At 72.0% G+C, this 15,011-nt stretch carries 14 protein-coding genes; 9 read left to right on the top strand and 5 right to left on the bottom strand.

Features of this window, described 5'->3' with window-relative positions:
* Positions 1-2 precede the first annotated feature (2 nt).
* A complete protein-coding gene (locus IEZ01_RS26670) occupies positions 3-455 on the top strand; it encodes a heat shock protein transcriptional repressor HspR (protein ID WP_028797773.1) in 453 nt (150 codons plus the stop codon).
* 100 nt (positions 456-555) lie between these two features.
* Here IEZ01_RS26670 and IEZ01_RS26665 read toward each other — a convergent pair whose 3' ends face one another.
* Both IEZ01_RS26665 and IEZ01_RS26660 read right to left on the bottom strand, forming a co-directional pair.
* Positions 556-1,056 (bottom strand): hypothetical protein, encoded by a 501-nt coding sequence (locus tag IEZ01_RS26665; protein WP_019888148.1) that lies wholly within the window; start codon positions 1,054-1,056, stop codon positions 556-558.
* Between the two features lie 2 nt (positions 1,057-1,058).
* Complete coding sequence (locus tag IEZ01_RS26660; RefSeq protein WP_052185668.1) at positions 1,059-2,039, bottom strand: hypothetical protein; 981 nt, start codon at positions 2,037-2,039, stop codon at positions 1,059-1,061.
* A gap of 347 nt (positions 2,040-2,386) precedes the next feature.
* Between IEZ01_RS26660 and IEZ01_RS26655 the strand changes: the two genes are divergently transcribed.
* On the top strand, positions 2,387-2,704 hold the full coding sequence (locus IEZ01_RS26655) for a Rieske (2Fe-2S) protein (RefSeq protein WP_019888152.1): 318 nt from the start codon (positions 2,387-2,389) through the stop codon (positions 2,702-2,704).
* 110 nt (positions 2,705-2,814) lie between these two features.
* Here the strand turns inward: IEZ01_RS26655 and IEZ01_RS26650 are convergent, their stop codons facing one another.
* Positions 2,815-3,228, bottom strand: a complete 414-nt coding sequence (locus IEZ01_RS26650) for a pyridoxamine 5'-phosphate oxidase family protein (RefSeq protein ID WP_019888153.1) — start codon at positions 3,226-3,228, stop codon at positions 2,815-2,817.
* A gap of 155 nt (positions 3,229-3,383) precedes the next feature.
* Between IEZ01_RS26650 and clpB the strand changes: the two genes are divergently transcribed.
* Positions 3,384-5,969, top strand: coding sequence for an ATP-dependent chaperone ClpB (clpB, locus tag IEZ01_RS26645; protein WP_019888154.1), 2,586 nt, complete (start codon positions 3,384-3,386; stop codon positions 5,967-5,969).
* 163 nt (positions 5,970-6,132) lie between these two features.
* Positions 6,133-6,663 carry a type III secretion system chaperone family protein gene (locus tag IEZ01_RS26640; RefSeq protein ID WP_028797775.1) on the top strand — a complete coding sequence of 177 codons (531 nt, stop codon included), beginning with the start codon at positions 6,133-6,135 and terminating at the stop codon, positions 6,661-6,663.
* A 12-nt stretch (positions 6,664-6,675) separates the two neighbouring features.
* Here the strand turns inward: IEZ01_RS26640 and IEZ01_RS26635 are convergent, their stop codons facing one another.
* The gene (locus tag IEZ01_RS26635) at positions 6,676-7,857 is read right to left on the bottom strand and encodes a putative hexosyltransferase (protein ID WP_052185793.1); all 1,182 of its coding nucleotides are present in this window, start codon (positions 7,855-7,857) and stop codon (positions 6,676-6,678) included.
* A gap of 94 nt (positions 7,858-7,951) precedes the next feature.
* On the bottom strand, positions 7,952-9,127 hold the full coding sequence (locus IEZ01_RS26630; protein WP_019888156.1) for a pyridoxal phosphate-dependent aminotransferase: 1,176 nt from the start codon (positions 9,125-9,127) through the stop codon (positions 7,952-7,954).
* Between the two features lie 739 nt (positions 9,128-9,866).
* On the opposite strand from IEZ01_RS26630, the gene IEZ01_RS26625 reads away from it, so the two are divergent.
* From IEZ01_RS26625 to pyrE, 5 genes are all read left to right on the top strand, one after another.
* Complete coding sequence (locus IEZ01_RS26625) at positions 9,867-10,385, top strand: DUF2617 family protein (protein ID WP_019888158.1); 519 nt, start codon at positions 9,867-9,869, stop codon at positions 10,383-10,385.
* Between the two features lie 84 nt (positions 10,386-10,469).
* Complete coding sequence (locus tag IEZ01_RS26620) at positions 10,470-12,119, top strand: polyamine aminopropyltransferase (protein ID WP_028797777.1); 1,650 nt, start codon at positions 10,470-10,472, stop codon at positions 12,117-12,119.
* 544 nt (positions 12,120-12,663) lie between these two features.
* Positions 12,664-13,410, top strand: coding sequence for an SRPBCC domain-containing protein (locus IEZ01_RS26615; RefSeq protein WP_028797778.1), 747 nt, complete (start codon positions 12,664-12,666; stop codon positions 13,408-13,410).
* A 73-nt stretch (positions 13,411-13,483) separates the two neighbouring features.
* The gene (locus tag IEZ01_RS26610; protein WP_189204173.1) at positions 13,484-14,284 is read left to right on the top strand and encodes an aldose epimerase family protein; all 801 of its coding nucleotides are present in this window, start codon (positions 13,484-13,486) and stop codon (positions 14,282-14,284) included.
* Between the two features lie 34 nt (positions 14,285-14,318).
* Positions 14,319-14,867, top strand: a complete 549-nt coding sequence (gene pyrE / locus IEZ01_RS26605; protein ID WP_019888162.1) for an orotate phosphoribosyltransferase — start codon at positions 14,319-14,321, stop codon at positions 14,865-14,867.
* Positions 14,868-15,011 lie beyond the last annotated feature (144 nt).

Genomic DNA, 15,011 nt, shown 5'->3' with positions numbered 1-15,011 from the left:
TCATGGACAGCCGACCAGGGCGCAGCCGTAATCCGTATGAACTGACCGACGAGACGCCGGTGTACGTGATCTCGGTGGCGGCCCAGCTCTCCGGCCTGCACCCGCAGACGCTCCGGCAGTACGACCGCCTCGGCCTGGTCTCCCCGGACCGCACGGCCGGGCGCGGCCGGCGCTACTCGGCCAGGGACATCGATCTGCTCCGGCAGGTGCAGGCGCTGTCCCAGGACGAGGGCATCAACCTGGCGGGCATCAAGCGCATCATCGAGCTGGAGAACCAGGTCGCGGCGCTCCAGTCGCGGGTGGCCGAGCTGTCGGCGGCGGTCGAGGGCGCGGCGGCGACGCTGCGTCAGCGCGAGGCGCAGGTGCACGCCTCGTACCGGCGCGATCTGGTGCCGTACACGGATGTGCAGCAGGCGAGCGCGCTGGTGGTCTGGCGTCCCAAGCGCGGCGAGTAGTCCCCGGGTCATGACGAGCTGTCATGACCAGGCTGTCATGGCGAAGCCCCCTTTCGTTCCGGTCTTCCGGCGGAGGGGGCTTCGTCGTGTGCGTCGTGCGTCAGGGGATCAGCTCGGAGATGACGTCGAGCGTGGTCTCCCACCAGGGCGAGGCGCCGGTGCCGAAGGCGGCGGCGAGGGCCGTGCCGACGGCGACGTCCTGGGCGAGGACCTTCGCGTTCTCGTCCCAGTCGGCGGCGACCTTGCCGTCGCCGGTGGAGTCGAGCTCGCCGAGCTTGCGGCCGTTCTTCAGCAGCTTGCTGTCGCCGTACGAGCAGGGCACGAGGCGGTAGCGGGCGCCGCCGACCTTGGCGTCGACGCGGTAGGACCTGCGGGAGATACGGCCCTTGGCGGGGCGCATCCTCGCGGGGGCGCCGTCCACGGTGAGGGTGAGCCGGGCCGCCTCGCGGGTGCCGATCGGTACGTGCTCGTCGATCTTGGCCCCCTCGGCGCCGTCGGCGCGTTCCAGCCGGACGGCGGGCAGGCCGGGGCCGGACACGTCGAGGGTGCCGGCCCGCGGGTCGAGCCGGATGTGGGGCGGGCCGGGAAGGTGGTCGTTCATGATCAGTGATCCTGCTCCAGGATGCCGGACTGTGCGATGAGATAGCCGAGCTGGGCGCGGCTGCCGCTGCCGAGGGCGGAGGCGAGCTTGGCGATGTGGGCGCGGCAGGTGCGGACGTTCATGCCGAGCCGGCGGGCGATGGCCTCGTCGACATGGCCCTCGACGAGCAGCTTGGCGATGGAGCGCTGGATGCCGCTGATGCCGTCGGAGCGCAGATCGTAGGGGATCTCCTCCTTGATCGGCACGGCCACCTGCCAGAACTGGTCGAAGACGCCGACGAGGTACTCGACGAGGCCGGGGTGGCGCAGCTCAAGGGCGACCTGGCGGTCGCGCCGGGCGGGGATGAAGGCGACCTCGCGGTCCACGATGATGAGCCGGTCGATGATCTCTTCCAGGGTGCGGACCTGGACCTCGGGGCCGACGTGTTCGAGGTAGGCGAGGGTGAGTTCGGTGTGGCGGGCCGTGTGCTGGTAGAGCGTGCGCATGCGAATGCCGCGGCCCAGCAGGGGTCTGACGCGGCGTAGGGCCTCGCTCAGCGCGTGGGCGGGGCGGCCGCCGCCGGGCTGGACGGTCAGCAGCTCCTGTGAACAGCCCGCGACCACCCGGTCCAGGGTGGTGTTGATCCTGCTGATGCCTTCGAGGACCGTGATGGCGTGTGTGGTGGGCGGATCCTGGGCGCTGATGGCCATGAATGGCTCGAACGCGTCGGAGAGTTCGACGGTGAGCCGTCTGCGCTCCAGGATCTCCCGCTCGATCGGTTGCAGCAATTGCGCGAGGGCCGCCGAGGGGGGAACCGGGCGCAGCCACTGCGCGTCGTCCGGGTCGGGGTGAAGCAGCGACAGATCGAGCAGACACGGCGCCTTCGCCGCCTCTGACCGGGCTATTCGTCCGGTGCGCAACGCTCCGGCATAGAGCTCCGCCCCCTCCTTGCACAGTTCGGCATGCGAATGCGGGTGCCCGGGTTGGTCCGGTTTTTTCTGCATATGTACACCCCCAGGCTCCTGCATCTCAGGAACATGATGCATGGCTTAGGTGGTGGAAGCGGAGAGAGTAAGCCATCGTCGTTGCCGCGGGGGTTGGAAAGAGACGTTGCCTTCAAGTGAGGTTGCTCGGTGATGACGAAGAAACTCATACGCGCAGTGGCCGCTGCCGCTTTCGTCGCGGCTGCCGCGGGGGGGATTCTGGGGGCGGTCGAGGATCCCGGTTGGTCGGTAGCACCCGCAAACGCCGCGACCGCGCCGCATGACCCCGGCTGGTCGTTCGCCCCCGACGTAACCCCCGACGCGTCGGTCGCGCTGAAAAGCGACCCCGGCTGGTCTTCCGTGGGCGCATGAACGTTCCCGACGACTCGCGCTTCCGGCGTGAGATGGCTTCGGCCTACCGGTCCGGGTGGCACTTCATCGATCTCGTCACCGCGATTCCGCACAGTGGCGACTCGTTGATGGTCACCCTCTTCGGCGAGCCGATCATCGTTGCCCGTGAACAGGACGAGGACGTTCGTGCCTACCGGTGTCTGAGGCGGCCCCGCGGGGCGCCTCAGCCCGTTCGCTGCGCCATCCGGTACGGCATGATCTTCGTCAACCTTGACCAGCGCGACCACCAGCTGGTCGAGCCCGAGACCACCACCGCCACCCCCCGCAGTGCCTGAGCGGTTCCCCCGTCGTTGTAAATCGCTCAGGTGCTTCCCCCACACAGCGGCGCCATCGTGGACCTGAAACACGATGGCGCCGCTGTGCTGTCTCCGTACGCCCGCTCCGGTCAGGCCCGTCCCATCGCCCGCGTGAGCGCGATCTCGATGACCACCCGGTCCGGGTTGGGCGCCGGCGTGCGGCCGTAGCGGGCCGCGTAACGCTCCACCGCGTCCGCGACGGCCTCGGCCTCCGTACGGATCCTCGCCACGCCCTCGAGCGTCGCCCAGCGGCCCTTGTCCACCTGGCAGACCGCGACCCGTGCCCCGTCCGGGCCGGCCGCCAGGACGTTGGCGACCTTGTGGCTGTGCTTGTTGGTGATCACCCGGGCGATGCCCTTCTCGCCGCCCTCGGGGTCGTAGGTCACGCCCACCGCCACCACGTGCGGACTGCCGTCCGGCCGTGGTGTGGTCAGCGTGCACATGTGGTACTCCCGCCAGAAGCTGAGGTACGAGTCGTCCGGGTTCCGTGGGTCGATGGCCATGGGCCGGAACCTACCCGCGGGAGGGCGTCCTCCGACACCTTGAGCGGAATGGACTCAACTTTGTGTACGTTGGATGAGTCAGACATGCTGAGAGCGTGCCGAGGGCACGCCGAAGGGCCGAGCAGAGGCCGGGTCACGAGGAGGAGACCGCGCACGTGGACGCAGAGCTGACCAACAGGAGCCGGGACGCGCTCAACGCGGCGACGAGCCGCGCCGTGTCCGACGGACACCCCGATCTGACCCCTGCCCATCTGCTCCTCGCGCTGCTGGCGGGTCAGGACAACGAGAACATCGTCGATCTCCTCGCCGCCGTCGAGGCCGACCAGGCCGCGGTACGGTCCGGGGCGGAGCGGCTGCTGGCCGCCCAGCCCCGGGTGACCGGCTCCACCGTCGCCCCGCCGCAGCCCGACCGCGACCTCCTCGCCGTCGTCGCCGACGCCGGGAAGCGCGCCAAGGAGCTCGGCGACGACTTTCTCTCCACCGAGCATCTGCTCATCGGGATCGCGGCCAAGGGCGGACGGGCCGGCGACGTCCTCGCCCAGCAGGGGGCGCGGGCCGAGCGGCTGCTCGACGCGTTCGAGAAGAGCAGGGGAGGGCGCAGGGTGACCACACCCGACCCGGAGGGCCAGTACAAGGCCCTGGAGAAGTTCGGTACGGATTTCACGGCCGCGGCCCGTGAGGGCCGGCTGGACCCGGTCATCGGCCGGGACCACGAGATCCGCCGTGTCGTGCAGGTGCTGTCGCGCCGCACCAAGAACAACCCCGTCCTCATCGGCGAGCCCGGCGTCGGCAAGACCGCCGTCGTCGAGGGCCTCGCCCAGCGGATCGTGAAGGGCGACGTCCCCGAGTCGCTGAAGAACAAGCGCCTGGTCGCCCTCGACCTCGGCGCGATGGTCGCGGGCGCCAAGTACCGCGGCGAGTTCGAGGAGCGCCTCAAGACCGTCCTCTCCGAGATCAAGGAGAGCGACGGGCAGATCATCACCTTCATCGACGAGCTGCACACCGTCGTCGGCGCGGGCGCCGGCGGCGACTCCGCCATGGACGCGGGCAACATGCTCAAGCCGATGCTGGCCCGCGGCGAGCTGCGGATGGTCGGCGCCACCACCCTCGACGAGTACCGCGAGCGGATCGAGAAGGACCCCGCCCTGGAGCGCCGCTTCCAGCAGGTCCTGGTCGCCGAGCCCACCGTCGAGGACACCATCGCGATCCTGCGCGGCCTCAAGGGCCGCTACGAGGCCCACCACAAGGTCCAGATCGCCGACTCCGCCCTGGTGGCCGCCGCGACCCTCTCCGACCGCTACATCACCTCCCGCTTCCTGCCGGACAAGGCCATCGACCTCGTCGACGAGGCCGCCTCCCGGCTCCGGATGGAGATCGACTCCTCCCCGCTGGAGATCGACGAGCTCCAGCGCTCCGTCGACCGGCTCCGCATGGAGGAGCTGGCGCTCAAGAACGAGACGGACGAGGCCAGCAAGGAGCGCCTCGCCAAGCTCCGGCGCGACCTCGCCGACCGGGAGGAGGAGCTGCGCGGCCTGACCGCCCGCTGGGAGAAGGAGAAGGAGTCCCTCAACCGCGTCGGTGAGCTGAAGGAACGGCTCGACGACCTGCGCGGCCGGGCCGAGCGGGCCCAGCGCGACGGCGACTTCGACGCCGCCTCGAAGCTGCTCTACGGCGAGATCCCCGCCCTGGAGCGGGAGCTGGAGGCCGCCTCCGAGGCCGAGCAGGAGGTCGCGAAGGACACCATGGTCAAGGAGGAGGTCGGCCCGGACGACATCGCCGACGTCGTGGGCGCCTGGACCGGCATCCCCGCCGGGCGGCTCATGGAGGGCGAGACGCAGAAGCTGCTGCGCATGGAGGACGAGCTCGGCCGCCGCCTGATCGGCCAGGGCGAGGCCGTACGGGCCGTCTCCGACGCCGTCCGCAGGACCCGGGCCGGGATCGCCGACCCGGACCGGCCCACCGGCTCCTTCCTCTTCCTCGGTCCGACCGGTGTCGGCAAGACCGAGCTCGCCAAGGCGCTCGCCGACTTCCTCTTCGACGACGAGCGGGCCATGGTCCGTATCGACATGTCCGAGTACGGCGAGAAGCACTCCGTCGCCCGGCTCGTGGGCGCCCCGCCCGGCTACGTCGGCTACGAGGAGGGCGGCCAGCTCACCGAGGCCGTGCGCCGGCGCCCGTACAGCGTCGTGCTGCTCGACGAGGTGGAGAAGGCGCACCCGGAGGTCTTCGACGTCCTCCTGCAGGTCCTGGACGACGGGCGGCTGACGGACGGTCAGGGCCGGACGGTGGACTTCCGCAACACCATCCTCGTCCTCACCTCGAACCTCGGCAGCCAGTTCCTCGTCGAGCCGCTCACCAGCGAGGAGGAGAAGAAGCAGCAGGTCCTGGAGGTCGTACGGGCCTCCTTCAAGCCGGAGTTCCTCAACCGGCTGGACGACCTCGTCGTCTTCTCCGCCCTCTCGAAGGACGAGCTGGCCGACATCGCCCGCCTCCAGATCGACCGGCTCGCCAAGCGGCTCGCCGAGCGCCGGCTCCACCTCGACGTCACGCCCGAGGCGCTGGCCTGGCTGGCCGACGAGGGCAACGACCCGGCGTACGGCGCCCGGCCGCTGCGCCGCCTGATCCAGACGGCGATCGGCGACCGGCTGGCCAAGGAGATCCTCGCGGGCGAGGTCAGGGACGGCGACACGGTCCGGGTGGACCGTTTCGAGGACGGCCTGATCGTGGGCGCGGCGGGGTGACGCCCCGCCCGCGCCCCGGCGCGGTCCCGTTCCCCTGACGTCCGCCACGTCCGCCAGGGGAACGAGATCCTGTCAGCCCGCAGCGGATCGCACAGGCCGGGGCTTGCCACCGACCGCCCGGGATGGGGGAGGATGGCAGGAACCGTACGAAGGGAAATTCACGGTGAGCATCGACCCGTCCTCGATTCCGAATTTCGGGGGACAGCCCCAGCCTCAGGCCGCAGGACCGGCGGGCCCCGTGGTCCCCGACCAGGACCTGGTCAAGCAGCTGCTCGAGCAGATGGAGCTGAAGTACGTCGTCGACGACGAGGGTGACCTCGCGGCGCCGTGGGAGGACTTCCGGACGTACTTCATGTTCCGTGGCGAGGAGGACCAGCGGGTCTTCTCGGTGCGGACGTTCTACGACCGTCCGCACCCCGCCGACGACCGCGTCAAGATCCTCGACGCGATCGACGACTGGAACCGCCGCACCCTGTGGCCCAAGGTCTACACGCACCTGCACGAGGACGAGGACGGCTCCGCCACCCTCCGGCTGATCGGTGAGGCGCAGATGCTCATCGGCACCGGCGTCTCCCTGGAGCACTTCGTCTCCTCGACGGTCAGCTGGGTGCGGGCCTCCATCGAGTTCGACAAGTGGCTCGTCGAGCAGTTCGGCCTGGAGACGTCCGAGGACGACAAGCCCGACGAGGTCTAGGGACCCGAAGGCTCACAGCGCCATCGGGGCGAGCGTCAGCGCGTACACCCCGTAACCGAACGACAGCCCGGCCAGCGCCGCGACCACCACGATCGCGGCCCTCGGCCGGGCTTTCGTCAGTGCGCGGGCCAGGGGCAGCAGCAGCGGGAAGGCGGGAAGCAGGAAGCGCGGCTTCGACTCGAAGAAGCCGGACCCGCCGACCGTGATCAGAACCAGCACGGCCGTGTAGACCAGCAGCGGCAGCGGCGGCCGGTCCAGCAGCATCAGGGCGAAGAGCAGCACGCCCGCGCCGGTGATCAGCATCGCCATGCCGAAGCCGAAGTGGGTGGGCGCGGTCACCACGGTCCGTACGACCCGCAGTGCGCCGATCCCCAGGTCGAACCGGGACGACCAGCCCTCCTGGACGGCGAAGTAGCCGCCGAGCACGTCGCCGGTGCGCATGCCCACCCAGAGGACGTAGCCGGTCCAGCCCAGCGGGGCCAGCGCCGCCCCCGCCCACACGGCCGCCAGGCCCGGCCGTCCGCGCCCCCGGCCCTGCCAGAGCTCGTACGCGGTCGCCGCGAGGACCGCCGCCGCGACCGCGATCCCGCTGGGCCGGGAGAGCCCCGCGAGCGCGGCCAGGGCGCCCGCCCACAGCCAGCGCCGGGTGAGTACCGCGTACAGCGCCCAGGCGGCGAAGGCGGTCATCACCGGCTCGGTGTACGCCATGGACAGCACGATCGAGTGCGGCAGCAGGCCCCACAGCAGGACCAGCACGGTGGCCGTGGCCCGGCCGTGCAGCCGCTCGCCGATCAGGTAGATCCCCCAGGCGGCGGCGCCCGCCGAGGCCCAGGACAGCACCAGACCGGCCGTCCCGCCCGCGACCGGCAGCAGCGCGGTCGTGGCCCGCACCAGCGCCGGGTAGAGCGGGAAGAACGCCAGATCGGACTGGACCATGCCGTCCGGCCAGTACAGCGTCCGGCCGTAGCCGTGCGCGGCGATGCGGGTGTACCAGAGGGAGTCCCAGGAGGTCGCGAGCAGCGCGCGTGGCGAGCGTCCGACGTGCCAGGCCCAGGCCGCCAGGGCGACCATGCCGGTGAGCCGCGCGGCGGCGAACAGCCCGAGTGCGGGGGCGGCCCGGTGGAGCGCGGCCCGCCAGCGGGGGACGGGCCGCGCGCCGGCGGACGCCGCGTGATCGAGGGTCTCGGCGGACAGGGGGCACCTCCGGTTGTGCGCGTCATCGGTCAACCCGACAATCGGCACATTCCGGGCGGCGCTAAAGGCCGTTCCGGAGCGAGATCCGACCGGCCTACAGCCCCTTCAGCCGGGACACCGCCTCCTGGAGAACACTCTCCTTCTTGCAGAAGGCGAACCGGACGAAGGGCGCGCCCTGTTCGCGGTCGTCGTAGAAGACGGCGTTGGGGATGGCGACCACCCCGCACCGCTCCGGCAGGGCCCGGCAGAAGGCGAAGCCGTCGCTCTCGCCGAACGGCCGGATGTCGGTGGTGACGAAGTACGTCCCCGCCGGCCGGAAGACCTCGAAGCCGGCCTCCGCCAGGCCGTCGCTCAGCAGGTCCCGCTTGGCACTCAGATCGGCGCGCAGCCCCTCGAAGTAGCTGTCGGGCAGCCGCAGGGCCTCGGCGACCGCGTACTGGAACGGCCCGGAGGAGACGTAGGTCAGGAACTGCTTCGCGGACCGGACCGCGGCGGTGAGCTCCGGTGGGGCGGTGATCCAGCCGACCTTCCAGCCGGTGAAGGAGAAGGTCTTGCCGGCCGAGCCGATGGTGACCGTCCGCTCCCGCATGCCGGGCAGTGTGGCGATCGGTACGTGGGTGGCGTCGTCGAAGACCAGGTGCTCGTAGACCTCGTCGGTGACGACGAGCAGGTCGCGCTCGACCGCGAGGGCGGCGACGGCGGCCAGCTCCTCACGGGTCACGACGGTGCCGGTGGGGTTGTGCGGGGTGTTGAGGAGGATGAGCCGGGTGCGGTCGGTGACGGCGGCCCGCAGCTCGTCCAGGTCGAGGACGTAGCGGCCCTCGTGGGGGCGCAGGGTGACCGGCACGCGGACGCCGCCCGCCATGGCGACGCAGGCGGCGTACGAGTCGTAGTACGGCTCCAGCGCGATCACCTCGTCGCCCGGCTCCAGGAGCGCGAGCAGCGAGGCGGCGATGGCCTCGGTGGCGCCGGCGGTGACCAGGACCTCGGTGTCGGGGTCGAAGGCCATGCCGTAGCGGCGCAGCTGGTGGTCGGCGATCGCGGTGCGCAGCTCCGGGACGCCGGGTCCTGGCGGGTACTGATTGCCCCGGCCCTCCCGCAGGGCGCGGACGGCGGCCTCCCGGATCTCCTCGGGGCCGTCGGTGTCGGGAAAGCCCTGCCCGAGGTTGATGGACCCGGTCCGCGCGGCCAGCGCGGACATCTCGGCGAAGATCGTGGTGCCGAACGCGGCGAGGCGGCGGTTGAGCGGTGGCCTTGTCATGAGGGTCATCCTCCGGCGTACCTCTGGACTTCCTCAAGTGTGCTTTGACCCGTCCGTCGCAGGGGGATCGACCGGTCGTGAGACCCACGGCGCCGAACCTCTGGACTTCCTCAATTCGGATTTGAACGCGCGGCGCCGAGGGCATCGACCGGGCACACGGAAATCGGGGGTGACGTAAATGGAAGCGTTCGTGATCGGAATCGTGGTCGTGGTCGTGGTCGTCGGACTGGCGGCCTCGCGCGGTGGAAACCGCCGGCGGCGTTCGTCGCGGGCACGTGACAGTTGGTGGGCCGGCGGTTCCGGCGGCTCGTCCTGTGGTGGAAGTTCCTCCTGCGGCGGCGGCTCGTCCTGCGGCGGTGGCGGCGGTGGCGGCGGTGGCGGCGGTGGGGGTGGATGCGGCGGCGGAGGCAGCTGACACGGGGCAGCTGGTCCGCGACCACTGAAGGCGCCCGGACGGGATGAACTCCGGTCGGGCGCCTCCTTGTTGACCGAGCTGAAACCCGTTGTCGTCAAGCGATCCGAATTTGTTTGAACAGATGAACCGGGGAGCCCCCCAGGGGATGGAAACCACGGCAAGTTGGGTAAAAACGCTGTGACTCTCCCGCAGTTCATGATTCCCTCGCTGTTGAGGAAATCCAGCCCTCGGACCTTGTGTGGACCCGAGTCGGCGAACCCCCACTCCCGTTGAATCCATTTCTCCGGGGCGCCCCCGGTCCACCCCGTCAAACCCTGTTTGCGGAGCCGACCCATGCTCACGACCCTGAAAACGTCCTATACCGACACGCGCGCGGCCGATCTGGCCTGGGCGCTGGGGCGGGACCCGCTGCCCGCCCTCGCCGTACTCGACCTCGAACTGACCGGAGCCAAACTTCAGTTGCGACTTCTGGGCGCCTCGCACCAGGTCCTGCTGGAGGAGGAGCAGAGCAGCTGTTCGGAGACCGTCGCCTGCATGCCCGGCAGCAGCACACCGCTGCCGCTGGGTGTCTCGAAACGGGTGGGGGAGTGGGAGTACGAGTTCGCGGCGCGCGTCGAGACGCTCTCGCAGGGCTCGTTCGCGGGCCGGGCGCAGGAGCTGCTCGCGCTCGTCGCCGACCATCCCAACGGTCTGGCCGGTACGTTCCCGGGCTCGCCGCACGCTTTCACGGCGATGCTGGCGCAGCGCCACGAAGGGCAGGTGCGCTGGCGGACCTGGCACGCCTATCCGCAGGAAGGGCAGTTGGTGGTGACGAGGACCCGGATCGGGGCCCGGATGCCGGTCGTTCTGTAAAAGGTCGTCCTGGCGGGTGTGAGTGGGGCCAAACACCCGTGTGGGTGACGAACCGTGAAGGGGCTGTGACGTAGCGTTACCATCATGATCGAGCCGCCCATGTCCATGCCATCCACACATGTGGCGCGGCCGCCCGTCCGGCCGAGGGCGGGGCGGTCCCTGGTTCTCGCTGCCGTCTTCGTCTGCGCCGCCTGCGGCCTGGTCTACGAGCTCGAACTCGTGGCGCTGGCCTCGTACTTGATCGGCGATTCGGTCACCCAGGCGTCCGTCGTGCTCTCCGTGATGGTCTTCGCCATGGGCGTCGGCTCGCTGCTCGCGAAGCGGCTGTGCTGCCGGGCCGCCGTCGGCTTCGGACTGGTGGAGGCGGCACTGGCGCTGGTGGGAGGCTGTTCGGCCCTCGTGCTGTACGCGACGTTCGCCTGGATGGGTGAATCGCGGTACGTCCTGGTGGGGTTCTCTCTGGCCATCGGCGTACTGATCGGTGCGGAGATTCCGCTGCTCATGTCGCTCATCCAGCGGACGTCGGGGCCGGAGGCCGGCCTGCGCGGCCGGGGGCGGCGGACCGACGACGACGCGTCCGACGACGACCCGGCGGGCACCGTCGCCGAGCTGTTCGCCGCCGACTACGTGGGCGCGCTCGTCGGCGGCCTCGCCTTCCCGTTCCTGCTGCTGCCGTGGCTCGGGCAGCTCACCGGCGCGCTGCTGACCGGGGCGGTCAACGCCGTCGCGGGCGGCGCGCTCGTGCTGTGGGTGTTCCGCCGGGACATGACGCCCCGTTCGCGGGCGCTGGTCGTCGCCGCCAACGCCACCGTCCTCGCCGTCCTCGCCACCGCCACGGCCCATGTGGGCGAGTTCGAGGGGGCGGCGCGCCGGGCCGTGTACGGGGACCGGGTGCGGGTCGCCGTCCAGACCGAGATGCAGGAGGTCGTCGTCACCGGCGGTCTGGCGGGGCCGCCCGAGCTCTTCCTCGACGGCCGGCTGCGGGTCAGCGGCCACGACGAGCAGCGCTACCACGAGGCGCTGGTGCACCCGGCGATGCGCGGCCGGCACGCGCGCGTGCTCATCCTGGGCGGCGGCGACGGCCTCGCCGCGCGGGAGGCGCTGCGCTACCCGGGGACCGCGTCGGTGACGGTCGTCGAACTCGACCCCGGCGTCGTCCGGATCGCCCGCACCGACCCGGCGCTCGCCAAGCTCAACGGCCACGCCTACCGCGACCGCCGGACCCGGGTGGTGTACGCGGACGCCTTCCGCTGGCTGCGCTCCGCCTCCGGCACGTACGACGTGATCGTCTCCGACCTGCCGGACCCCGGGATCACCACCAGCGCCAAGCTGTACTCCGCGGAGTTCTACGGCCTCGCCGCGGGCGCCCTCGCGGACGGCGGCCGCCTCGTCGTCCACGCCGGGCCGCTGACCACGCGACCCCGTACGTACTGGACGGTCGAGGCGAGCCTGCGCGCGGCGGGCTTCGCGACCCGCCCGTACGGAACCCGGGGCCGGGCCTCCGGCTTCCCGGCCGGCCCGGACCGCACCGGCGGCACCCGCGCGGCCCCCGCGGACTGGGGCTTCATCCTCGCCACCACCGGCCCCCGCCCCACCCTGGGCCTCGCCCCGGACGCCCCCCGCCTGCGCACCCTGACCCCAGCCTCACTCCGCACCGCGGCCCGCCTCGCCGACCGCACCCGCCCGGACGACATGATCCCCTCGACGCTGGTGCACCCGCGGTACGGGAACTGAGCGGGGGACAGGTTGGGCGGGCGGCGGGGCTGGGCGCTGAGCCGGCCGTCCGTGACGCCGCCGGCGCGGGTGCGTCCGCGGTACCGGCTTCCCTGTGCCCGCGGCTGGGCGGCGGCTGGGCGCTGAGTCGGCCGGGCGGGCCCTGGCTGTCCGTGACGCCGTCGGCGCGGGTGCGTCCGCGGTACCGGCTGTCCCTGTGCCCGAGCCGGGCAGCGGCGGCTGGGCGCTGGGCCGGCCGGGCGGGCCCTGGCTGTCCGTGACGCCGTCGGCGCGGGTGCGTCCGCGGTACCGGCTGTCCCTGTGCCCGAGCCGGGCAGCGGCGGCTGGGCGCTGGGCCGGCCGGGCGGGCCCTGGCTGTCCGTGACGCCGTCGGCGCGGGTGCGTCCGCGGTACCGGCTTCCCTGTGCCGGGGCTGGGCGGCGGCTGGGCGCTGGGTCGGCCGGGCGGGCCCCGGCCGTCCGTGACGCCCCCGGCTGCCCGGCGCAGCCGTACCCGCCCCGCCGATGCGGAGACGTGGCGCGTGGGGCTGAGTAGTCTCGCTTCCATGGAGCATGAGGTGTTCGTTCCGGTACCGACCGAGGCCCTTCGTCAGACGCTGGCCGACCCTGTGCGGGTGGCGCGCTGCGTGCCCGGTCTGCAGCGGGCTGCCGAGGCCTCGGCGGACCCGCTGACCGGGCGGCTCAAGCTGCGGGTCGGCGGCAACACCATCACGTACCGCGGGGCCCTGCGGATCACCGGCGGGGGCGACGACTTCGCCGTCACCGGCGAGGGCACCGAGGCCCGTGGCAGCGGCTCGGCGAAGGTCGCGCTGCGGATCCGGCTCACCCCGACCGAGGGCGGCACCACCCTCACCTTCAGCGGCACCTCCACGGCCGAGGGGCGGCTCGCCGACCTTCCGGCCGACGCGACGGCCGCCGCCGGCCACCGCCTCCTGGACCGTTTCGCGGAGGCGCTGGCCGCCACCGCCGACATCGAGGAGCCGCCGCAGCCCTCGGTGTACGACGCTCCCGTACCGCCGCCCTCCCTGGACCCCCTCATCGAGGACGACTTCGACGACGAACGGGTGGAGCTGCCCGTCGCGCCGCCGGCCGAGGCCGCGCACGCCCGGCGCACGATGATCGGCCGCAGTGCGGAGGAGGTCGACCACGCCCCGCCGCGCGGCCGGTACGCCCCCGTCCCCGCCCCCGAGGCGTCCGGCGCGGGCGCCACACTGCGCTGGATGGCGCCCGCCGCGGCCCTCGCCCTCGCCTCGGCCGTGGTGGTGGGCCGGGCCCTGCGCCGCCGTCGCTGAAGGCGGCGCCGAACCGGCCTCGCGTCGGACCCGGCGCGCGGCGACGCGGCCCGGCCTGACCTAGGGTCGGACTGTGAGCGACAACGAGACGCGACTGACGCGACTGACGGCGGGCGACGCCGAGTTGACCGTCAACCCCGACAACGGCTGCCGGATCGAGTCCCTGCGGATCGGCGGCACGGAGCTGCTGCGCCAGGGCGAGCGGTACGGCTGCTTCCCGATGGTGCCCTGGTGCGGCCGGATCGAGCTCGGCCAGTTCCGCAACGGCGGCGAGAAGCACCAGATGCCGCTGAACTCCGGGCCGCACGCCATCCACGGCACGGGCCGCGACACCGCCTGGCGCACGGCCCGCGCCGACAAGGCCGAGGCCGCCTTCATGTACGAGCTCGGCGAGCCGTGGCCGTACCCCGGCCGGGTCACCCAGACGTTCGAGCTGACCGAGGACGCGCTCACGCTCCAGCTCGGCGTCGAGACGTACGGCGACTCGTTCCCCGCGCAGGCCGGCTGGCACCCCTGGTTCAACCGCACCCTCGGCGGCGGCGAGCCCGTACGGATCGACTTCTCGCCCGCCTGGCAGGAGGAGCGCGGCGCCGACCATCTGCCCACCGGCCGCCGGATCGACCCGAAGCCCGGCCCCTGGGACGACTGCTTCGGCATGCCGGACGGGGTCGACGTCACCCTCATCTGGCCGGAGCGCCTCGAACTGAAGGTGACCAGCCGCGCCGAATGGGTCGTCGTCTTCGACGAGCAGGAGGCGGCGTTCTGCGTCGAACCGCAGACCGGTCCGCCGAACGGCCTCAACACCCTCCCTCAGTACGTCACCCCGCTCGAACCGCTGGAGATCGCCGCGACCTGGTCCTGGCGGCGGCTGTGAGCGGGCGTGAGCGGGCGGCTTTAAGCTGGCCGGCATGACTGACGTACGCGCTGACCTGCTCCAGCAGATCAAGGACAAGGCCGTGGTGCACGGCAAGGTGACCCTCTCTTCGGGTCTGGAAGCCGACTACTACGTGGACCTGCGCCGGATCACGCTGGACGGCGCCGCGGCCCCGCTGGTCGGCCAGGTCATGCTCGACCTCACCGCCGACCTCGACTTCGACGCCGTGGGCGGCCTGACCCTCGGCGCCGACCCGGTCGCCACGTCGATGCTGCACGCGGCGGCCTCCCGCGGCCGGACGCTCGACGCGTTCGTCGTCCGCAAGGCCGCCAAGGCGCACGGCATGCAGCGCCAGGTCGAGGGTCCGGACATCAAGGGCCGCCGGGTCCTGGTCGTCGAGGACACCTCCACCACCGGTGGCTCGCCGCTGACCGCCGTCGAGGCGGTCCGCGAGGCCGGTGCCGAGGTCGTGGCCGTCGCGACGATCGTCGACCGGGCGACCGGAGCGGCGGAGAAGATCAGCGGGACGGCCGGGGTGCCGTACCTGTACGCGTACGCGCTGGACGAGCTCGGCCTGAGCTGACGCCGGGACGGACGGGCTGTCGTACGTCTCCGCGTACGCGCTCGACGAGCTCGGCTTGAGCTGACGCCGGGACGGACGGGCTGTCGTACGTCTCCGCGTACGCGCTCGACGAGCTCGGCTTGAGCTGACGCCGGACGGCGGGGG

Origin of the sequence: Streptomyces purpureus, assembly GCF_014648195.1 — a bacterium.
Lineage (GTDB): Bacteria > Actinomycetota > Actinomycetes > Streptomycetales > Streptomycetaceae > Streptomyces > Streptomyces purpureus.
This window is presented reverse-complemented; position numbering and strand designations above follow the sequence as displayed.